The organism is Nodularia spumigena CCY9414 (genome assembly GCF_000340565.2).
GTDB lineage: Bacteria > Cyanobacteriota > Cyanobacteriia > Cyanobacteriales > Nostocaceae > Nodularia > Nodularia spumigena.
In genome coordinates this window covers 4,955,958-4,979,828 of the sequence record NZ_CP007203.1, presented here as the reverse complement: position 1 = coordinate 4,979,828, position 23,871 = coordinate 4,955,958, and the positions used below count along the sequence as shown (strand labels likewise).

Genomic DNA, 23,871 nt, shown 5'->3' with positions numbered 1-23,871 from the left:
GAGCGTTCATCTTTAAAATATGAAGGACTCAGAAAGTATGCGCGAATGAGAGCAAAAGCTCTTTGAGTGAGTAGAGGGATACTTGAATGTCCCGTTGTCGCCTTTTTCAGGTGGGCAAGAATCCCCTGGCTTTAGACGTGGGGAGGTTCAATTCTCCTTATTCCTGCTATACGTAGCTAATTTTGTTAAAGTTACAATATCTAACAATTTTAGTCAACTTTTTGGATTATGGCTGTCAAACAAATTCAATCAAAAAGAAGACGAGGTGTGCTTCTATCTCCTCAAGGAATGCATCGGATACAAGAAGCTATATCATCTTGGGAGATCACAAAAAACCAAGGAGAACGATTGACTCTGGACCAGTTATCGTACCAGACAAACGTTTCTGCTAAAACTCTCAGCCGCTTATGGTCAGCAAATAAAGGTGTAGACCAGAAAACTTTAAAATTATGTTTTAATACCTTTAATTTAGAACTCCATGAAGAAGACTACATCTTCCTAAAGGAGGATTTTGAAACCAAAATACCAGATTTATTATCAGATAGTATATGTGTAAAAACAGAAAATGCATCTTTATTCACATATCCTGATGGACCACTATCTTTAGATTCTCCCTTATATATTGAGCGTCAGTGGATAGAGGAATTAATTTATCGACAGGTGACTAAACCAGGTTGTGTAGTTAGAATTCTCGCTCCTGGACAGATGGGTAAAACTTCTTTGATAATACGTCTTTTAGCCTTTGCAGATGCACAAGGATATCGCACTGTAAATTTAAGTTTTTCCCAGATAGATGCTTACTGTTTAACTCACTTAAATAAGTTTTTGCGTTCTTTTTGTAGCCAAATTGCCATAAAACTAGGTATGGCTCCTAATATTCATGAACATTGGGATGAAGATGTGGGTTATAAGTTAACCTGTAGCCTTTACTTTCAGCATTATATTCTCAAGCAAAGTAATAACCCTCTGGTTTTGGTATTGAGTGAAGTAGAACGCTTTTTTGAATATCCTCAAGTTGCTCAGGAATTTTTTGCTTTGTTGCGTTCTTGGTGCGAAGAATCACGACAAAATAATTTATGGAAAAATTTGAGGTTAGTAGTTGCTTATTCAACAGAACAGTATTTTTGTTTAGATATCAATCACTCTCCGTTTAATATTGGGCTACCTATCCGTCTGCAAGAATTTACTCAGGAACAGGTAGAAGAATTAGCTAGGCGATATGGGTTAAGGTGGACTGCTGGCAACGAGTCGGCACAATTGATATCTCTTATTGGCGGTCATCCAGCATTGACACAACTAGCGTTGTATTATCTTCACTGTGGGGCTATTACTTTACCAAACTTGATCAAAGAGGCGATCGCTAATGGTGGTATTTACCGCTATCACTTGCAGCAACATTGGGTAAAACTGTTAGCCAATCCTGGTTTAATCAGGACATATACTGAACTTGTTACCACTAAGGCAAGTCTGGTTATTGATCCTATCCATGCTTATAAACTGGAAAGTTTAGGATTAATTACCTTTGATGGCGATCGCGTATTACCCAGTTGCCAACTCTATCGGACTTATTTTGCCAAGCAATTATCTGCCATTGTTTAACTAACATCCCACAAGCAATTGGTTTACTCTAATAAAAGACTACACAATTCATCTATTTTTTTGCTATTTTGAGCAATCATCTGCTTGGCTGCTGCTTGTAGCTGGCGAGTATTTCGTAAAGTTGTCTTATCTATTTCTTCTAGTTCTGCATCTAAAAATGTTTGAAACCGATAATAAGAACTTTTAGTTTCTCGATTACTAAATGCAAACAACCTTTCTAACTCTCCAGCAACAACTTCACTACTACCATCAAACATAATATTTAAAAGTGGTCTTCCCCATTGTAAGAGTCCCCAATTTTTGACTTCATCATAAGGATAAACACTTGTCAGCGAACCTGTACCTAGAGAAACTATTAAGATATCTTCCGTATTCAGAATCCTATTTGCTTCTTGTTTACTACTTTTTGCTTCGGAAATAGCTAACTGGGATGGATTATTAGCAAAAACTCCACCATCTACTAAAGTATAAAAACCGTTAGTATTATGAGAAGTGACAATGCGATGAGGAGGGAAATAAGTGGGAGTAGCACTGGTGGCTAATGCAGCATCTAAAAGCGAAAATCCTGCACATAAATTGCGAAATTTTTTAGATTTTATTTGTTGTTTTTCCAACTTGTTGCTAAAAAATATCGGAATTCGCTGCTCGATATCATAACTCGTAACAAAAACTTCTTTGAGATTATTTTCTATCAGACTATCACCAAAATATTGTTTGAGAATTTCTACTCTGCTGGTAGAAGCATATTTGGGCTGTAAAAATATATCTTCTAAAGGTCCAAGTAACTTTTCAAATAATGGTTCATAAAATATTTCCACTCCATACTCAATAAATAGTTCTGATAGATCCGCAGCAGTGTATTCAGCCTCTGCTAATTTATCAGATGTTTCTTGATTTAATCGGGGTTTAGTTAGCCCCAGTGCTAAAATTCCCCCAGTGGAAGTACCAGCAATTAAATCAAACAAACTAAATATAGGTTTTTGTGTGCGCTTTTCAATTTCTGCTAACAAAAGTGCAGGAATCATGCCACGAATACCACCACCATCAATGGCAAGTATTTTATATTTTTGTTGCTCTGTTTGATTGATATCTTCTGCTAATTTCTCTTGAGATAATGTAGGTGATGCTTGGATATTAAAAATTGCTTCTGGTTGTTTGGTTTTGGTTTCTTCCTCCGCAGATGATTCTCCTAGAAATGTAATTTGTGTTAAATTCCAAATAGGATTACCATACAAATTTCCTTGATAAAAGTTCCCAGTTTGATTATTGACAATTGTTCCTTCCCCTTCATCTAATTTCCAATAAGCAACTAATCCTTCTTCATCCCCAACTATTAACCCAGAACGATGAGCTTGAATTTGTTCCTGATTACATGGATAATTCCAGACACTAATATGAGCTAATTGTCCTGAAAAATGTATATTATTGTGTAAAGTTCCCCCCAGAGTGATCGGACTTGTGGCTTTATTTAACGCAGAACCTGTAAAATATTCTATATATTGATTATGATCAAGATATACGGTAAGATCACCTTGATTAAAAACAATAGCAAAAAAGTGCCATTCTCCAATGGTTAATTCTCCATTACCCAGGGTTTTGATAAATTTGCTCAATTGTTCATCAATGTAAATATCTAAATTTCCTGTAGGACTAACACCAACTTCAAAATTATCACTGTATCGGTCTGAAGAACGGGCAAAAAAGACATTGCGTGTTCCATAGGTAGTAGCTTGTCTAGTGAGATGATGGGGATTAACCCATCCTGAAACTGTAAAACCTGAAGTACCCTGGGACAAAACCAGATCAGGATCATTTTTGCCAAAATCTATGTAATCATGTTGACCATCAAAGGTCAAAACTGATTGTTCAATTACTTTTTTTACCACGGAATTTTTATCTCCAATTATTCAGTTTACAAACGGGAAAGAGTGAATATTTGTGAAGACAGCAGTGTAAATAAAAATCCTGCAATCACTCCAATTCTGATTGATAGTATAACATTAGTTCTTGGCGTGTAAACAAATTGGATTGTAGGTGTAAATTCCTTCATGTCAATAAATTAATATTATTAATTACTTTTTACCATTTATTAAAAAAAATTTATATTTACATTTTGATTATATAGTTTAACTGTCTTAACTGTCTTAACGGTTGTCTTAAATGTTTAAAATGCTATTGTATTTTATGGCTAAATCTGAGATTATTTGTTTGCTTAATAAGCATTATTTTAAAATAAGCATAACTTAAAAAAAACATCAATTAAAATAAATGGACGTTTTACCTTATAATCAGCATTAATTAAAAAATAATTAACAGCCGCTTTAATCTTAATAAGGATATATAAAGATAATGCAGTTAGACAACCATAGTCAAGTTTTAGCGACTTCAACTAACGAAAATTTTACATACAAAAAAATAGAAGTTGCTATTCGGTTGAGTTTGACTGTAGATGATTGTGTAGTTATCAAGAGACAAACAGAAAAGGGAAAACAGGAATTAATAGCTTATATAGTTCCATCGGGTTTGTTTGCACCAGAACAAATTTTATCTCACCTGCAAACAATTCTCCCCAGCGAGTTGATACCCACTGCATTTGTACCCATATCTACTATACCCCTCACAGAGACAGGGCAGATAGATGAAATTGCGTTAGCTAGTTTAGAAGTAATTGAATCAGACTTAATACGAGATTTAGAAAAGCAATTAGAGTCATTGTCAGAAATTGATCGGGTTGCGGTGGTTGTTGAACCTGTAGTTAAAAGTATTCCTCCTTTGCATTTGGAAGAGTTGTTAGGGGAGACTCCAGCAAACCTCTATGAAAATAACCAACAAGAAATACAAGCAACTACACATAGTCAGAAAATAGAACACAAAAACCTATCCTCATCAAAAAAGTTAGCCATTAGTCACGGTAAACCACTGCCATACTCTCCAGACGCTCCTAAAAATTTAGTAGAAGTATTACAACGAGCCGCTAAAAATTCAAACGAAGGTATTATCTACATTAAATCTGATGGTAGTGAGACAATTCAATTTTATAGAGAATTATGGCAAGATGCCCAAAGAATTTTAGCAGGACTAAGAAACTTAGGACTTAAACCACAGGATAAAGTAATTTTTCAATTAGCAGATAATCAAGATTTTATTTGTGCTTTTTGGGGTTGTGTTTTGGGTGGTTTTGTTCCAGTTCCAGTATCCATTGCGCCTATTTATGAACCAGCTAATAATACAGCCAGTAAATTACAAAACACTTGGCAAATATTGAAAAAACCCTTGGTACTAACAAGTGCTTCTTTAGCTCCTGATATTGATGGTTTTGCCAGAGTTTTAAACTTAGAAAACTTTAAAATTGCCACTGTTGATCAGTTGCTTCAATGTGAACCAGATTTAGAATTGCATCTTAGTCAACCAGAAGATTTAGCAATTTTATTTTTAACTTCTGGTAGTACGGGAATGCCCAAGTGTGTGATGTTAAATCATCGCAATATCTTGAGTATGACAACTGGCTTAATTTTAATGGGTCATTTCTCAAGCCAGGAAAGTGTTTTAAACTGGATGCCTTTAGATCATGTTGGTGCGTTAGTTTCTCTGAGTATCATGGCTGTAAGTTTAGGATGCCAGCAAATTCATGTACCTACTGACTTAATTGTACAGAAACCGCTTCAGTGGCTAGATTTGATTGATAAACATCAAGCTACCATTAGCTGGTCGCCTAACTTTGCATTTTCCCTGATTTGCGATCGCTCTGTAGAAATCAATCGTCAGCAATGGGATTTATCTTCCATGAAGTTTATCATCAATGCTGGAGAACCAATTGTTACAAAAACAGCGAGAAATTTCTTAAAACTTCTCAGTCGTCATGGTTTGCCAACAAATGCTATTCATCCAGCTTTTGGAATGTGTGAAACCTCTTCTGGTATTACCTACTCTGACAACTTTTCTCTAGAATCTTCATCAGATGAAACTTCATTTGTAGAGTTAGGATTACCAATTGCTGGTGCTGCATTACGAATTGTTGATGACAATGAACAGATAGTAACAGAAAATACCATTGGGCGTTTACAGGTTAAAGGTGCATCTGTTACTGCTGGTTACTATCAAAATCCTCAAGCAAACGAAGAAGTTTTTACATCTGATGGTTGGTTTAATACAGGAGATTTAGGATTTCTAGATCAAGGACGTTTAACCATTACTGGCAGAATCAAAGATGTAATTATTATCAATGGATTAAATTACTATTGTCATGAAATCGAAGCTGCTGTTGAAGAAATTACAGGAGTAGAAGTTTCTTATACAGCGGCCTGTGCAGTCAGACAACCAGGAAGCAATACTGATAAATTAGCTATATTTTTCCATACTTCTTTTAATGATGATAAAAATTTATTAACTCTGCTCAAAGAAATTCGCGCTTGTGTTGTGAATAAGGTGAGAATAAATACTGATTATTTAATTACCGTAAATAAAGAAATTATTCCTAAAACCGCTATTGGAAAAATTCAACGTTCTCAACTCAGCCAACGTTTCCAAACAGGTGAATTTCAATCAATTATTAAACACATTGACATATTACTGGGTAATAGTAATACCATTCCCAATTGGTTTTACCGTCAAGTATGGAAACCGAAATCACCCATTACTATTAACTCTTCTTTAACTATTACTAATACCACGCTAGTATTTATAGATGCTTACGGTTTGGGTGACTATTTATGTCAAAAATTATCAGAAAATAAACTAACCTATATTACCGTTTACCCTGGAAAAGAATTTCAAAAAATCAATAGTTCTCATTATGTAGTTAATCCCGAAACAGCCAAAGACTATCAACTTTTAATCGCATCCCTAGCAGCAGATAAGATTATTATTGGGCGGATTATTCATCTTTGGACTTACGATAAATATCAGGAAATTAACAATATTGATATCTTAGAAAAAGCACAAGCACAGGGAATATATAGTTTATTATTCCTGGTTCAAGCTTTAGCCAAAGTTCAAGGTACTGATAATTCTATTCAATTACTATTTATTTCTTCTCATATTCAGTCTATTGCCTCAGATGATCCTATAGCTTATGAGAAATCAACAGTATTAGGACTGTTAAAAACTATTCCTCAAGAACTACCTAAACTGAACTGTCGCCATATTGATTTACCTTTTGCTGAAGTTCAGGAAAATGGGGTTTTAATTCTCCAAGAAATGCAAATTTCCTCAAAAGAACGAGAGATAGCATACAGAAATGGACAACGTTTAATTTCTCGCTTAGAACCAGTTGATTTTACCAGCAAACCTCAATCATCAATTACCTTCAAACAAGGAGGAACATATTTAATTACCGGGGGACTTGGTGGTATAGGTATTGAAATTTCACAGTATTTGTTAAAACATTACCAAGCTAAATTATTATTAGTTGGTAGAACTCGTTTAAATTCAGAAAAACACATCAAACTCTATCAAGAATTAGCACAGCTTGGGGGAGAGGTAATTTATGAAGCCGTTGATATTTGTGACTTAAAACAGTTGCAAATCATAGTGGAAAAAGCTCAATTTAAATGGGGTGCAAATCTTGATGGTATATTGCATTTAGCTGGAACTTTTCACGAACAACAGGTACTAGAAGAAACTCAGGAAAACCTAGCCGCAACTCTACGTCCTAAATTGTTGGGTGCTTGGGTATTACATCAATTAGCAAAAGAAAATCAGGCAAGTATTTTTATTAACTTTTCTTCAGCACACGGTTTTTTTTGGCAGCACTGCTGTGGGTGGTTATGCTGCTGCTAATAGTTTTCTCGATAGTTTTACTCATTACCAAAATTCCCAAAATCAATTAACCAATAAATTAACCAGCTATTGTTTTAGTTGGAGTATGTGGGATGATACAGGAATGAGTCAAGGATATCAGATGAAAAATCTGATCCGTGCTAAAGGTTCATATATCATGTCTTGCTCCCAAGCAATATCTTCTATGCTGGCCAGCTTACACCATCAACAACATAATTTATTGATAGGTTTAGAGGGCAGTAATCAAAATATTCAACGTTGGCAATCATCAACTTTTAATTTACAGAAATTAACTGCCTATTTCACAACCAATACTGGGGAGGTTGTTAAATTACCAAGCTTAAAAGTGCAAGATAATTTTGGCAATGTTTGTATTTATGACTCTGTACAACTGCCAGAAATGCCTTGTTTAGAAAACGGTGAAATTGATCGACCTAGACTCATTAAAAAAATTAACAATCAGGAAAATAGGGAGCAGATTGAACCACGTAACGAGATAGAATTAAAAATTGCTCAATGTTGGCAACAAGTTTTAAAATTGCCACTTTTAGGCATTCATGACAACTTTTTTGAATTGGGGGGAAATTCCTTACTAGCTGGTCAAGTAATTGCTCAGTTACGGGAAGATTTCTCTCTAGAATTGTCTCTCCAGCGTTTATTGCAAGCACCTACTATTGTGGGTTTAGCTCAGACTATTGAAGCAATTCAAGCAGTAACTAAAAGTCAAAATACTTTTACTGAAACATCATCACAAGAATACGAAGAGGATTATTTATAAAATGGCTATATTTGAATTTTTATCCGTACTGAATAATTTAGATATCAAAATTTGGCTTGAGGACGGTCAGTTACGTTTTCGCGCTCCTAAAGGAGCAATGACAGCAGAAATAAAACAGCAAATTAAAGAACGTAAAACAGAAATTATTGCTTTTTTACAAGAAGCACAAACAGCTACACAAATTACTTCTTTGTCTTTAGTTCCCGTTGCCAGAGATAAAGATTTACCTTTATCTTTTGCCCAACAAAGAATGTGGTTTCTGTCTCAATTGGATGGAGAAAGCACATCTTATAATGAAAGTTTCCAACTCAGAATTGTTGGTAAACTATCTGTAACTGCCTTAGAAAAAAGCATCAACGAAATTATCCGCCGTCATGAAGTTTTAAGAACTAACTTTCCTACGGTAGAGGGGGTCCCTTTCCAGGTAATTAGACCTAATTTAAATCTCAGCATTCCTGTGATAGATGTGCAGAACTTTACAGAAACTACTGTACAAAAGATCATCACTCAAGAGGTTAACAAGTCTTTTGATTTAGGTACAGAACCTTTAATAAGAGCTACTTTACTACAGCAAGATCCAGAATCCCATTTATTGCTGATCACCATGCACCACATCATTATAGATGGTTGGTCAATGGGGGTATTTTTCAAAGAATTAGAAGCACTTTATCCAGCGTTTATTCAGGGAAAACCAAGCCCCTTACAAGAGTTAACAATACAATACGCTGATTTTGCTCTTTGGCAACGGGAATGGTTAACTAAAGAAGTTCAAGATAAACAACTGGAATACTGGAAACAACAGTTAGCCGGCGCACCTCCTTTGTTGGAGTTGCCAACAGATTATCCACGTCCACCAGAGCAAACTTTCGCCGGTGCTAGTGTAGAATTTCATATTGATGCAGATTTAACATCTCAACTTGTCACCCTCAGTCAAAAGTCAGGTGTAACTTTGTTTATGACCCTGTTAACAGCTTTTGCTGTGGTACTGCATCGTTACAGTGGTCAGGATGATATTTGTATTGGTTCACCTTTTGCTAACCGCAATCGTCGAGAGATTGATACATTAATTGGCTTTTTTGTCAATACTTTGGTGTTGCGTACCCAGTGGTCAGGGAATCCTAGTTTCTCCCAGTTACTAGAAAAAGTCCGTTCTGTGGTTTGGGATGCCCACGCACACCAGGATATACCATTTGAACAAGTGGTAGAGGCATTAAAACCGGAACGTTCTTTGGGTTATAACCCCTTGTTTCAGGCGTTATTTGTTCTAGAAAATTTCTCCCTGGATACTTTAGAGTTACCTGATATTAGTCTGACTCCAGAAATTATAGACCGAGGTACATCCAAGTTCGACTTGAGTGTCTCAGCTTGGCAGACCAAAAAGGGATTAAAGGGATTTTGGGAATATAACAGTGACCTGTTCGCATCGGATACAATTAGGAGGATGATCGGTCATTTTCAAACTTTGTTAGCAGCAATAGTCAAAGATCCCCAGGAGAAAGTGCGGGATTTGCCTTTGCTCACTGAGTCAGAACGGCATCAATTGTTAGTGGAGTGGAATAATACTCACACAGATTATCCCCAAGATAAATGTCTGCATCAGTTATTTGAGGAGCAGGTGGAAAAAACACCGGATGCTGTGGCTGTGGTGTTTGAAAATCAACAATTGACCTATCAACAATTGAATAGTCGGGCTAATCAGTTAGCACATTACTTACAATCTTTGGGTGTAAAACCAGATACACTGGTGGGGCTTTGTGTTGAGCGATCGCTAGAAATGGCGATCGGAGTTTTGGGTATACTTAAAGCTGGGGGGGCTTATTTGCCAATTGACCCAGAATATCCTCCTGAGCGTGTGAGTTTTATGCTCGAAGATGCTCAAGTGTCTTTGTTGCTGTCTCAAAAGTCACTATTAAATCAATTACCTTTAGATAACCAAGCAAACCCTTGTCAGATCATTTGTTTAGACCAAGAAACTTTTAATTTAGCGTTAACTGAAAATCCCAGTCTCCAAAGTCAGCCTGATCATTTAGCCTACGTAATTTATACCTCTGGCTCTACAGGAAGACCCAAGGGGGTAATGATTGAGCATAGCGCCATTGTCAATTTAAGTTTAACTTGGGCTAAGACTTTCCAAGTTCAAAACCACAGCCGTTTGCTACAATTTGGTTCTTTTAGTTTTGATTTATCTGTGGCTGAAATTACCACGGCTTTCGTCACGGGTGCTTGTTTGTATTTGGCAAATAAGGAAACTTTATTACCAAGTCAAAGCTTAGTTGACTTTTTAACTGCAAACAAAATTACCCATAGCTTTTTATCGCCTTCGGCTTTATCTGTCTTACCGAAGGCGAGTTTACCTGATTTACAATGTCTAACAGTTGGTGGGGAGGCTTGTACTACTGAATTAGTTAATCAGTGGGGAACAAAGAGACGTTTCTACAATTGCTACGGGCCAACAGAATCCACGGTGACGGCTACTATATTTCTTTGTCAACCTAATGGTAAGAAACCACCCATAGGTAAACCATTATCTAATCTCCGCATCTATATCTTAGATGCACATCATCAACCATTACCGCCAGGAATACCAGGGGAATTGTGTATTGCTGGGGTTGGTTTAGCTAGAGGGTATTTAAATCGTCCCGAAACTACTGCTGAAAAATTTATTACAATTGATATCTTCGGTCAAGTTGAGCGAATTTACAAAACTGGCGACTTAGCAAGATGGGGTGCTGATGGCAATATCGAATACTTGGGACGGATTGATAATCAAGTAAAAATTCGTGGTTTTCGCATTGAGTTGGGAGAAGTCGAAACCGCACTCAACCGCAATCCTGACATACGGACATCCTGTGTTATTGCTCGTGAAGATATCCCTGGACAGAAGCAACTAGTCGCCTACGTAGTGCCAGATCAGCACTGTACAGTAACCATAGGTGAACTGCGCCAATATCTCAAAGAAAAACTTCCAGAGTATATGGTGCCTCATGCTTTTGTGATACTAGAGTCTTTACCTGTAACTCCCAACGGTAAGATAGATCGGCGAGCCTTACCAGCACCAGACTCTCGTGATGGACTAGAAGTAAGTTTTGTGGCTCCGCGTAATCAAACCGAAAAAATACTAGCGCAGATTTGGGCAGAAGTGCTGAGAGTAAAGCAAGTAGGTATTTACGATAACTTCTTTGAACTCGGTGGAGATTCTATTCTCAGTATCCAAATTCTTGCCAAAGCCAAGCAAGCAGGACTGCAACTGACACTGAAACAACTTTTTGCCCATCAAGCGATCGCCCAGTTAGCAGCAGTAGCAGGTACAGTCAAGACTATAGAAGTCAAACAAGAAGTAGTCACAGGTGCATTACCTCTAACACCCATTCAACACTGGTTTTTTGAGCAAAATCTCCCTGAAGCTCACCATTTTAATCAAGCTTTTTTGCTCTCATTTCCCTCTGACCTCAAACCAGAGCTATTAAAACAAGTATTCCAGCAATTGCTAGTACATCATGATGCTTTGCGCTTACGGTTTACACAGTCTGAGTCTAATTGGCAACAGATGTACTCTGCGCCCAATGATAATATTGCTTTCTCTGAAATAGACATATCTGTATTGCCAGAGAGTGAACAACAAGCAGCTATTGAAGCTAAAGTAGCTTTGTTTCAGGCGAGTTTAAATCTGTCAGACAATCTAGTGCAAGTCGCCTTTTTTAATCTGGGTAATCAAAAAAGAGCGCAATTACTCATAGCTATCCATCACTTAGCCATTGATGGTGTTTCTTGGCGGATTTTATTAGACGATTTACAGACAGCTTACCAGCAACTTGATCAAAGTAAAGCCATTCAACTTCCTGCCAAAACCACTGCTTTTAAAGATTGGTCTGAGAAATTAACAGCTTATGCACAATCACAAGCTCTCAAGTCTGAAGCAGCTTATTGGTTGAATGAAACTCGCGCCGCAGTTCCTTCTATCCCCGTGGACTATACAAAAGGGGAAAATACTGTTGCCGCAGCTAACACAGTATTATTGTCTTTAAGTGAGGCAGAAACTCAAGCCTTACTGCACGATGTACCAAAAGCTTACAACACTCAAATTAACGATGTCCTACTGACAGCCTTGGCCTTAGTTTTGAGCAAATGGACTAACTCTAAGAATGTGCTGTTCAATTTAGAAGGTCATGGACGAGAAGATATAGTTGATGGTGTAGATTTATCACGTACCATTGGTTGGTTTACAACCATCTTCCCTGTAGTGGTAGAACTCCCAGCTACAGACAATCTAGCGGATGCTTTAAAATCTGTTAAAGAACAACTGCGGGCTATTCCCAATAAAGGCATTGGCTATGGACTATTGTGCTATCTAAGTCAAGATCCAGAAATTGCTACTCAACTAAAAACATTACCCCAAGCCGAAATCAGTTTTAATTATTTGGGTCAATTTGATCAACAGATCAATACAACTTCTTGGATGCAGGTAGCTAGTGAGTCTGCGGGAAAAATGCACGGTTTACAAAACAACCGCCCTTATGTGTTAGAAATTGACAGCATTATTGCCGAAGAAAAGCTGCGAATAGAGTGGACTTACAGTACAAATCTCCATCAACGTGCCACAATCGAAAATCTAGCACAGGAATTTGTCAAGACTTTACAAGAACTTATTGCCCATTGTGCATTACCTGAAAGTGTAGGTAACACACCTTCAGATTTCCCGTTATTGAAGCTCAACCAGTTAGAAATAGACCAACTATTAGCAAGTTTAGGCAAAAATAATTCGCGCAATATTCAAGATATTTATCCACTCTCCCCTATGCAAGAAGGGATACTGTTTGAAAGTTTGTATGCTCCTGATTCTCAGGCATATTTTGAGCAGTTAATTTACAGTTTGAGTGGTAATGTCAACATACAAGCTTTTGAGCAAGCTTGGCAGCAAGTAGTAGCCAGATATTCCGTTTTGCGGACTGCTTTTGTATGGGAACAATTAGATCAACCACTGCAAGTAGTATATCGGCAAGTGGATGTTAAAGTACACAGTGATGATTGGCGTTTGCTATCTCCACAACAGCAACAACAAAAACTAGAATCTTTATTACAGTCACACCGACAACAGGGTTTCCAACTTTCTGTTGCACCATTGATGAACTTGAGTCTCATTCAATTAAATGCAGATAGATATCAATTTGTTTGGAATTTTCATCATTTATTGCTTGATGGCTGGTCAGTACCTTTACTTTTCCAAAACTTCTTGTATTTTTATCACGCAATTTCTCAGGGTGAAATTAAGACACTACCACCAGCTATAGGCTACCGCAACTATATTGGTTGGTTACAACAACAAGACTTTACCCAATCTCCAGAATTTTGGAGACAAAAACTTCAAGGTTTTACTGCACCTACTCCTTTAACAGTTGATAAATTATCCTCAAGCCGCAAACATTTAGATTCTAGTTACAGAGAAGAAAAAATCCAACTGACAGCGCAACAAACAGAGGCTTTACAAACTTTTGCCCGACAGCATCAACTGACGATGAATAATTTGGTGCAAGGAACTTGGGCTTTACTGCTATCTCGCTACAGTCAAGAACCAGATATAGTTTTTGGTGCTACTGTATCCGGTCGTCCACCATCTTTGATGGGTGTAGAGTCAATGGTAGGACTCTTTATCAACACCTTACCAGTAAGAGTTCAAACTTGGCCTGAAACTGAAGTTTTGTCTTTGTTGAAAGATTTACAAACACAGCAAGTTGAGTCTGAGCAATATTCCTATAGCTCATTGGTAGATATTCAAGGATTGAGTGATGTTCCCAGAGGAACGTCTTTATTTGAGAGTCTTGTTGTTTTTGATAATTATCCAATTGATGAAGCAGCGCAACAAAATAATTATGGTTTCTCAATAGATAACTTTCAGGCTATCGAGCAAACCAATTATCCTTTAACAGTGATGGTGATTCCTGGTCAGGAATTATTGGTAAGAATTAGCTATGATATTAGCCGATTTGATGATTTTGCAATCGCTCGTTTGTTAGGACATTTCCAAACATTACTATCTGGAATTGCTGTTAACCCCAAAGCGCAAATTTCCCAATTACCATTACTTACAGAAGTTGAAAAACAGCAGCTATTAAAACAATGGAATCATACTCAAACTGAATATCCCCTTGATAAGTGTATCCATCAGTTATTTGAGGAACAAGCAGAGCTTACACCAAATGCTGTAGCTGTGGAGTGTGGTAATCAACAACTGACCTACAATGAATTAAATAGCCGTGCTAACCAGTTAGCGCATTACCTCCAATATTTGGGTGTGAAACCTAATGTTTTGGTAGGTATTTGTGTTGAGCGTTCTTTAGAAATGGTTGTAGGAATATTGGGTATTCTCAAAGCCGGTGGTGCTTATGTGCCACTTGACCCAGAATATCCTACTGAACGTTTGGCTTTCATGTTAGAAGATGCCCAAGTTTCAGTGTTGTTAACTCAGCAGTCACTTCTCAACCGACTACCCCAGCGGGAAAAAGCAGGGGGGCAGGGAGCAGGGGAAGATGAGGTTTTGAGTTCCCCTGCTTCTTCTCAGCCAAAAATTGTCTGTTTAGATACTGACACTCAAGTAATTTCCCAATTAAATCAAGAAAATCCCATCTCTGCTGTACAAACCCATAACTTAGCTTATGTAATTTACACATCCGGTTCTACAGGTAAACCCAAGGGTGTAGCCATGAATCATTTACCATTGTGTAATTTGATTCTCTGGCAATTGGAAAATACCACAGTTGCTCAGGACGCAAAAACCCTGCAATTTGCTCCTATTAGCTTTGATGTTTCCTTCCAAGAAATCTTCTCTACTTGGTGTTCTGGCGGTACATTAGTGTTAATTACAGAGGAATTACGCCGGGATGCCTTGGCTTTATTGGGTTTTCTGGAAGAAAAAGCTGTTGCTAGATTGTTTGTTCCCTTTGTCGCTTTACAACAACTCGCGGAAGTAGCAGTTGATAGTGAATTATTTGCAACTGATCTGAAAGAAATTATTACTGCTGGTGAACAATTGCAGATTACTCCGGCAATTTCTCAATGGTTCAGTAAGCTGGGTAATTGTACTCTGCACAATCATTATGGACCATCGGAAAGTCATGCAGTTACAGCCTTTACACTTTCTCCTCCAGTAGAAACTTGGCCACTATTGCCTCCCATTGGCAAGGCGATCGCCAATACAGAGATTTATCTTTTAGATCAAAATTTACAGCCTGTACCTATTGGTATTCCAGGAGAGTTGTATATTGGTGGTGTGAGTTTGGCTAGAGGCTACCTCAACCGTCCAGATTTAACAGCAGAAAGATTTATTAAATTGAACATTGGGCAGGAAGAAAAAAATCATCCTACCCAGTCCCTAACCCTATATAAAACTGGGGATTTGGCACGTTATCTAGAAGATGGCAATATTGAATACTTGGGACGCATTGACACTCAAGTAAAAATACGTGGTTTCCGTATTGAGTTGGGTGAGGTGGAAGCAGCACTAAGTCAATATGGGGATGTGGAAGGATGTTGTGTAATTGCCCGTGAAGATACCCCTGGTAATAAACGTTTAGTTGCTTATGTGGTAGCACATCCAGAAAGCACACCCACAGTTAGCGAATTGCGGCAATTCATGAAAGCAAAATTGCCAGATTACATGATACCCAGTGCTTTTGTAATCTTGCAATCCTTCCCATTAACTCCCAGTGGTAAGGTAGACAGACGTGCATTACCCGCACCAGACTTAGAAAGCACACTGCTAGAAAAATATGTTGCTCCGCGTACTCCCATTGAAGAACTGTTAACCCAAATTTGGTCGCAAGTGCTGAAAGTTGAGCCAGTGGGTATTGATGATAACTTCTTTGAACTGGGGGGACACTCCCTACTAGCAACACAATTAGTTTCACGCATCCGCAACATTTTCCAAGTAGAACTACCTTTGTATGAGTTATTTACTGCCCCTACAGTGGGCGAATTAGCGCATATTATTGGGCAGTTACAGCAAGAAAATTTAGAAATTTCAGCACCACCGCTTTTACCAAGAGAAAAAAATTCTGACTTACCAATGTCTTTTGCTCAACAGCGTTTGTGGTTCTTAGAGCAATTTGATCAAAAGAGTGTTTTATACAACATACCCACTGCTTTACGCTTGCTGGGAAATCTGCAAATTGCAGCCTTAGAGCAAAGTTTGCAAACAATTATTCATCGTCACGAAGCTTTACGTACTAATTTCATTGCTGTTAATGGACAACCAACTCAAGTTATTAGGGAACAGAAAGCAGGGAACAAGGAACAGGGAATAGTATCAATTGTTGATTTACAGCACTTACCCACAACAGAACAGGAAATAGCTGTAGAACAATTAACGCAACAACAAATGATTAAACCATTTGATTTAAGAACAGAAGCGTTAATGAGAGTGCAGTTAGTCTTGTTGAACGAGACAGAGCAAGTATTGTTAGTGTGTATGCACCACATTGTTTCTGATGGTTGGTCAATGGGTGTTTTTGTTCAAGAACTTACACAACTATATAATGCTTATTCTCAAGGTCAACCGTCACCTTTAACACCTCTGTCAATTCAGTACGCAGATTTTGCGATTTGGCAAAGACAATGGTTACAAGGGGATGTACTGCAAAGTCAACTTTCTTACTGGGAACAGCAACTTAAAGACGCACCAGCTGTATTATCATTACCGACAGACAGACCCAGACCTGCTGTACAAACTTTAGTTGGTGCAACTCATGAATTTGCCCTGTCAGTTGAGTTAACTGATAAATTGATCAAACTGAGTCAAAATCAAGGTTATACCCTGTTTATGACGCTGTTGGCTGCTTATGACACCTTGCTTTATCGCTACACCGGACAGTCAGATATTTTGGTAGGTTCACCCATTGCTAACCGCGATCGCTCGGAAATAGAAGGGTTAATTGGCTTTTTTGTCAATACTTTGGTGATGCGTAGTAATTTGGCAGGTAATCCCCGTTTTAGTGAATTGCTGACTCGTGTGAGAGAAATGGCTTTGGGTGCTTATGCTCATCAACATTTGCCTTTTGAAATGCTGGTGGAAGCATTGCAACCAGAACGGGATTTATCCCATACACCTCTATTCCAAGTCATGTTTAACCTGCAAAATGCTCCTGTGTCTGAGTTGGAGTTAAATGGGTTAACCGTTAGTTCAGTCCCATTTAAAGGTGTTACAGCTGCATTTGATATGACTTTATTCATGCAGAACACCGCTAACGGACTGGTAGGAGTGTGGGAATACAACACTGATCTGTTTGACCATAGCACCATCGAGCGCATGATTGGTCATTTTGTGACTTTGCTGGAAGCAGTGGTTAGTAATCCCCAAGAACGCATTGACCAATTGCCCATATTAACAGCAGTTGAACGGCAAAAGTTACTGGTTGAGTGGAATGATACTCAAGCTGATTATCCTGTAGGTAAATGTCTCCATCAATTATTTGCACAGCAGGTAGAACTAACACCGGATGCTGTAGCGGTGGTGTTTGATGATCAACAATTGACTTATCAACAGTTAAACACCCAAGCTAATCAATTAGCCCATTATTTACAATCTCTGGGTGTGGGTCCAGAGGTTTTGGTGGGAATTTATTTAGAGCGATCGATCTCCATGACTGTAGCACTGTTAGCAGTCCTCAAAGCTGGAGGCGGTTATGTCCCCCTAGATGTTGATTATCCCCAACAACGATTAACTTACATATCCCAAGATTCACAAATTTCTGTATTGATCACACAAGAGAAATTACTCAACTTCTTGCCAGTTGAAGGCGTGAAAGTAATTGTCTTAGATCAAGAATGTGAAGTATTCTATTCTCAAAGTCCAGAAAATCCGGTGAGTGAAGTTATACCGGAAAACTTAGCTTGTGTATTGTATACTTCTGGTTCTACCGGCAAACCCAAAGGCGTGATGTTAACTCATGGAGCTTTGGTAAATCATAGCAGTGCCATTAGTGAAGCATTTGGTTTGACGAGTAGCGATGCCTACGGCGGGCAAAGGCAACGCGTTTTACAATTTGCAGCTTTCGGCTTTGATGTAGCATTAGAAGAAATTTTCCCCACTTGGTTTAAAGGCGGAACAGTAGTATTAAGACCAGTGCAAATGTTTTCTTCCTTTGCCAATTTTGCCCAGTTTATAGAACAACAACAAATAACTGTTTTAACCCTGACTTCCGCTTATTGGCATGAATGGATGGTAGCAGTATCTCAATCATACTCCACCGTACCCCAAAGTTTACGTTTATTGACAGTGGGTGGAGATACAGTTTTACCGGAAACAGTGGCAATGTGGCAGCAATTCGTAGGGGATAGAATCACTTGTTTAAATGCTTACGGTCCCACGGAAGCCTCAGTTACAGCAATAGTCTATGATGTGCAGAATTACCAACCAGAAAAAACCAATTCAGTTCTCATAGGTCGTCCTGTTGCTAATACAGAAATTTACATCCTTGACTCTAATTTGCAACCAGTTCCCATAGGAGTTAAAGGTGAATTGTACATTGGTGGTGAGCGTTTAGCGCGGGGTTATCTCAACCGCCCAGAATTGACACAAGAGAAATTTATTCTCAACCCGTTTAAAGATGGTAAATGGTTCGACTTCGCTCACCAACCATCCCATTACCTCTATAAAACAGGAGATTTAGCACGTTATTTACCCGATGGTAATATCGAATTTATCGGACGCATTGATGATGTAGTGAAAATCCGAGGTTTCCGCGTTGCACTGGGAGAAATTGAAAGTCTCTTAGTTCAACATCCTGATGTAATTGCTCAGGTTGTGATGCTCAGAGAAGATCAAGCAGTCCATAAACAATTAGTTGCTTATGTTGTTTCTGATAATCCATCCTTAACCCAAAATGAATTACAAAGCTTCTTGAAACAAAAGCTGCCAAATTACATGATTCCCACAGCTTTTGTGATGTTGGAAGCTTTACCAATTACTACTAATGGTAAAGTAGACCGTCGCGCTTTACCCGCACCCAGTCAAGACATTGATTTGACTAACTTTGTTTTACCCCATACACCCACACAAAAACTAATAGCAGATATTTGGAGCAGTGTTTTAGGAACAACACAGTTAGGCATTCACAACAACTTTTTTGACATGGGGGGCAATTCTTTACGCGCTATGCAAGTGATGTCTTTATTAACAGAAACCTTGCAAATAGATTTACCCCTACGTTATTTGTTTGAAAACCCCACAGTAGCAGAACTCGCGGCCGGGTTTGATAGTTTACTAACAAGTCAGAAGGATACCATTACTACCTCTAGCTTTGATTTAAAAGCAGAAGCGGTTTTAGATGCCAGCATTCAAATTTGTAAAGACGTTATATATAACGTCTCTACAGAGTACAACAACAAACCTCAACGAATCTTTTTAACAGGAGTGACTGGTTTTCTGGGTAGTCATTTACTTTATGAACTCCTGCAAAACACCCAAGCTGATATTTATTGTTTGATTCGTGCTACTGATATTGAACAGGCACAACAAAAGCTACAAAGTCAGCTTGAATTTTATCAACTCTGGTCAGTAATTTACAGAAAACGCATTATTCCTGTAGTTGGAGATTTAGGGAAAAACCATTTAGGTCTTTCCACATCAGAATTTCAACAGTTAGCAAGTCAGATAGATGTTATCTATCATTGTGGTGCATGGATTAATGTTATTTATCCCTACTCTGTTTTAAAACCTGCTAATGTTTTGGGAACTCAAGAAATCATTCGTTTAGCTAGTGAAATCAAAGTTAAACCTTTGCACTTCATTTCCACCACATCTGTTTTATCAGCATCTTCTCCTAATGAGGCTGGATTGATTTTAGAATCCGATCCCCTTGAGCAATATCAAACTCTTGATAATGGCTATATCCAAAGTAAGTGGGTAGCAGAAAAATTAGTGATGCAAGCTCGTGATTTGGGACTTCCTGTGGCTATTTATCGCGCATCAAGAATTACAGGAAACACCCAAACAGGGATTAGTAATACAGATGATTTATTTTGCAGGTTAGTCAAAGGTTGTTTAGAAATGAGAAGAGTTCCTGATATAAATATGGAAGATAATTTGACTCCTGTAGACTATGTGAGCAAGATGATTGTTCATCTATCAGGACAAAAGGAATCTTTAGGAAAAGCATTTCATCTAGTCAATCCTGAATCTACTAAAATTAAGGATTTGTTTAACTTGATTCGCTCTTTAGGATACCCTGTACAGATGATTCCTGTAGAGAAATGGCATTCAGAGATTTCACTTTATAGTCAAATGTCTGATACAGATAATTTAAGATTTTTGTCTCATATTATTCCCAAAACTGAGGTAGAAAACAACGACGAACCACAGATTGACTATCAAAACACTATCAATGGGCTAGTAAATACTGATTTTATGTATCCCGCGCTAGACCAAAAATTGCTAGAAACTTATATTTCCTACTTCATTAGTAGCGGTTTTATTGATGACCAGTTGGTAACAGAGCCAATGGTATTTGGTAATAGGACTAACTAACTATCTCAACATCACTAATTTGCAATAAAAATCACATTTTTTGAAACATTAGGAACTAAGCCATGATTACTGACAACCAGATTAAAAGCAAAGTTTGGGAAAGTAAACAAGAATATTCCCTAACGAAAGAATCATTAAAGATGCTATGGGAAAACCGCATTCCTTTAATTCGCATCAAAGATTTTGCTACAGAGCAAGAGTGTGATAGTTTAGTGGCTCAGGCTCAATTGTTTAATTTTGATTCTTATCAAAATGTGTATCCCAAAATTGAGCGAATTGGCATCACCGTATTTGAATATAACCGCATTAGTAAGGCAGCTTATTTTCAAGCAGTAGAACGCACAATAAAATTAAGAGACTCCATCATGGCAGCCTCTTTTAATCCCTTAGAACGGTTAATGGAGAAAATCCGTGATTGTACAGGTGCTAATGTGCGGATTGCTTCAGAACCATTATATGGTAGTTATTATGCGGGATTGATTAGAAAAATAGAGCAGGGTACTCAACTGCATATTGATTATGCTCCCTCAGAACAATCTGAATGGGAAGTTGGTACAGTAATTTATCAACTTTCTTGGAATTTATACTTGAGATTTTCCCCCAATAATCACGGTAAAACCCGTATTTACGATCGCCAATGGCAACCAGGCAATGACGAATATAAACTTGATTCCTACGGCTATAGTGATACAGTCATTGCAGATGCAGATATGATTACTTTCCAGCCTTATGTGGGGGATGTGTTCATTTTCAATACACGCAATTTTCACACTGTTGAGCCAATGGATGGACAGCGTATAACTTTCACCTCTGCAATTGGTTTACTTCCCAACGGTGAAATTATTTTGTGGTCTTGATAGGAGGCAGGAGGCAGGAGGCAAAAGGTAGAAGTTCTTTAATTTTGACTTTTGACTTGATTTATTCCCTGTTCCCTTTCTTAACTATAAAATTTATTTTGCACGACTACTTACAGTGAGGAAATAATTGATGCCTTTAGCAGCTGTGATGAGCGCACCTAACCAACCAGTAGAGGTGCAACAACTACCAGAACCGATTTTGGAAACGGGTGGAATCGTAATTGAAACCCTATATTCTGAAGTCTGTGGTACTGATGTACATTTACTGCATGGGCGGTTAGAAGGAGTACCTTATCCCATTATCCCTGGACACTTTTCTGTAGGTCGTGTGGTGGAAACAGGAGGACAGGTTCGTGATGTTAATGGTAAATTAATTCGCCCTGGAGCGATCGCTACTTTTCTCGATGTCCATGAAACCTGTTACAACTGCTGGTATTGTTTAGTAGCTAAATCATCTACGCGCTGTCCACAACGTAAGGTTTATGGTGTCACCTACTCAGCCAAAGACGGTTTACTAGGTGGTTGGTCACAATTGATTTACCTGAAACCAGGAGTTAAGGTAATCACTTTACCCGCAGAAGTTTCACCAAAACAATTCATTGCTGGAGGTTGTGCTTTACCCACTGCAATACACGCTATAGACAGAGCGCAAATTCAAATTGGTGATAATGTCGTAGTTCAAGGTTCTGGTCCTGTGGGGTTGAGTGCGGCAATTCTCGCTTTACTATCAGGCGCTGGTAAAGTGATTGTTATTGATAAATTTGAGAGTCGCTTAAAAGTTGCACAATCCTTTGGAGTAGATGAAACCCTAATAATTGAAACTGATAATCCTCGACAACATATTGAGCGGGTTTTGGAATTAACCAATGGACATGGTGCTGATGTGACCATTGAAGCGACAGGTGTACCGATTGCTGTTAAAGAGGGTTTGGCGATGACAAGAAATGGAGGCCGTTATGTGATTGTTGGACATTACACTAATACAGGTGAAATTCTCATCAATCCACACCTAGAAATTAATTTAAAACATATTGATATTCGCGGGACTTGGGGAATTGATTTTAGCCATTTTTATCGCATGATTGAATTACTAAAAAGACATAGTGATTCTAGAAAAAATATTGCTTGGGAAAATCTGATTAGTCGTGCCTACACACTAAAAGAAATTAATCAAGCACTGGCAGATGTAGAGCATGGTTATGTACTGAAAGCTGTGATTCAGCCTAATTCTTGATGGGGTTATACCAAATTAATATGAAGCTACATAGAATAAGATGAAGATAATAATTGAACGCGGATACACGCAAATAAACGCGGATAACGGCAGATAAATAATTTAGATAATAAAGAAAATATATGCTCACAGATTTACAAATTGCCTTTATCGGTGGTGGCACGATGGGCGAAATTATCATTAGTAGATTATTAGCAACAAAAACCGTTGACAACTCAGAGCTAATTATAGTTGGTGAACCAGTTGCTGCACGATGTCTTGATTTAAACAAGAAATATGGAGTACGTACTACAAGCTCCAATTTAGAAGCGGTACAAGGCGCAGCCATTGTCATATTAGCGGTGAAGCCTCAAGTTTTAGCTTCTGTGATGACTACACTTAAAGATAAAATTTCACCAGAGGCTTTAGTAATCAGTATTGTCGCTGGAGCAAGTATTCCATCTTTGTGCCAAGGGTTAAATCATGCTGCTATTGTTCGTACAATGCCTAATCTTCCAGTAGAAGTTGGTCATGGAACTACCGTATGGAGCGCATCAGAGAATGTAACAGAAAAACAGCGATCGCTTACTCAAGTTGTTCTACAGCCACTAGGTAAGGAATTTGTTACTCAAAGTGAACATTACCTGGATATGGCAACGGCGTTAAGTAGCGCCGGCACTGGATTTGTGTTTCTGTACATCGAAGCAATGATTGATGCTGGTGTTCAAATAGGTTTAACTCGCACACAAGCCCAAGAACTGGTATTGTATACAATTGCTGGCAGTGTCGAACTGATGTTGCAAACCCATGAACATCCAGCAGTATTACGCAACAAGGTTACAAGTCCTGGAGGCGTAACATCTGCTGGCCTTTACGAGTTAGAGAAAGGGGGTTTACGAACTGTTGTTTCTAATGCGGTGCTGACTGCTTTAAGCCGGACTCAACAATTAAGTAAGTAGGTGAACAGAAAAATTTAAAGGTCTGTGAAGAAAAGTAAAATCGCCCAAAACTCTCTTCCTGTTCCCTGTTCCCTTGTCATAACGACAATTTTTAACGCCAACCTACTTAATATGAGTTAACCTACTTAGTTATGCTCAGTGGTTATTTTGATAAGTATTAAATTCAATTC

At 38.1% G+C, this 23,871-nt stretch carries 8 protein-coding genes; 7 read left to right on the top strand and 1 reads right to left on the bottom strand.

Features of this window, described 5'->3' with window-relative positions:
* Positions 1-228: 228 nt before the first annotated feature.
* Positions 229-1,599: an AAA-like domain-containing protein gene (locus NSP_RS21675; RefSeq protein ID WP_006199156.1), complete on the top strand. Its 1,371-nt coding sequence runs from the start codon at positions 229-231 to the stop codon at positions 1,597-1,599.
* Between the two features lie 23 nt (positions 1,600-1,622).
* On the opposite strand, the gene NSP_RS21670 is transcribed toward NSP_RS21675, so the two are convergent.
* Positions 1,623-3,485: a patatin-like phospholipase family protein gene (locus tag NSP_RS21670; RefSeq protein ID WP_006199155.1), complete on the bottom strand. Its 1,863-nt coding sequence runs from the start codon at positions 3,483-3,485 to the stop codon at positions 1,623-1,625.
* Between the two features lie 463 nt (positions 3,486-3,948).
* Here NSP_RS21670 and NSP_RS21665 point away from each other — a divergent pair, with 463 nt between their 5' ends.
* The 6 genes from NSP_RS21665 to proC all read left to right on the top strand — a co-directional run bounded on the left by NSP_RS21665 (position 3,949) and on the right by proC (position 23,701).
* On the top strand, positions 3,949-7,377 hold the full coding sequence (locus NSP_RS21665; RefSeq protein WP_231859508.1) for an SDR family NAD(P)-dependent oxidoreductase: 3,429 nt from the start codon (positions 3,949-3,951) through the stop codon (positions 7,375-7,377).
* Complete coding sequence (locus tag NSP_RS27105; protein ID WP_231859507.1) at positions 7,355-8,155, top strand: phosphopantetheine-binding protein; 801 nt, start codon at positions 7,355-7,357, stop codon at positions 8,153-8,155. The genes NSP_RS21665 and NSP_RS27105 overlap by 23 nt, the downstream gene beginning before the upstream one ends.
* 1 nt (position 8,156) lies before the next feature.
* Entirely contained in the window at positions 8,157-20,672 is a 12,516-nt protein-coding gene (locus NSP_RS21660) for a non-ribosomal peptide synthetase (RefSeq protein ID WP_006198652.1), read from the top strand.
* Positions 20,673-20,734: 62 nt separating this feature from the next.
* Positions 20,735-21,529 (top strand): 2OG-Fe(II)-dependent halogenase WelO5 family protein, encoded by a 795-nt coding sequence (locus tag NSP_RS21655; protein WP_006198651.1) that lies wholly within the window; start codon positions 20,735-20,737, stop codon positions 21,527-21,529.
* 130 nt (positions 21,530-21,659) lie between these two features.
* Positions 21,660-22,763: a zinc-binding dehydrogenase gene (locus tag NSP_RS21650; protein ID WP_006198650.1), complete on the top strand. Its 1,104-nt coding sequence runs from the start codon at positions 21,660-21,662 to the stop codon at positions 22,761-22,763.
* A gap of 122 nt (positions 22,764-22,885) precedes the next feature.
* Positions 22,886-23,701, top strand: a complete 816-nt coding sequence (proC, locus tag NSP_RS21645) for a pyrroline-5-carboxylate reductase (RefSeq protein WP_006198649.1) — start codon at positions 22,886-22,888, stop codon at positions 23,699-23,701.
* The last annotated feature ends 170 nt before the right edge of the window (positions 23,702-23,871 follow it).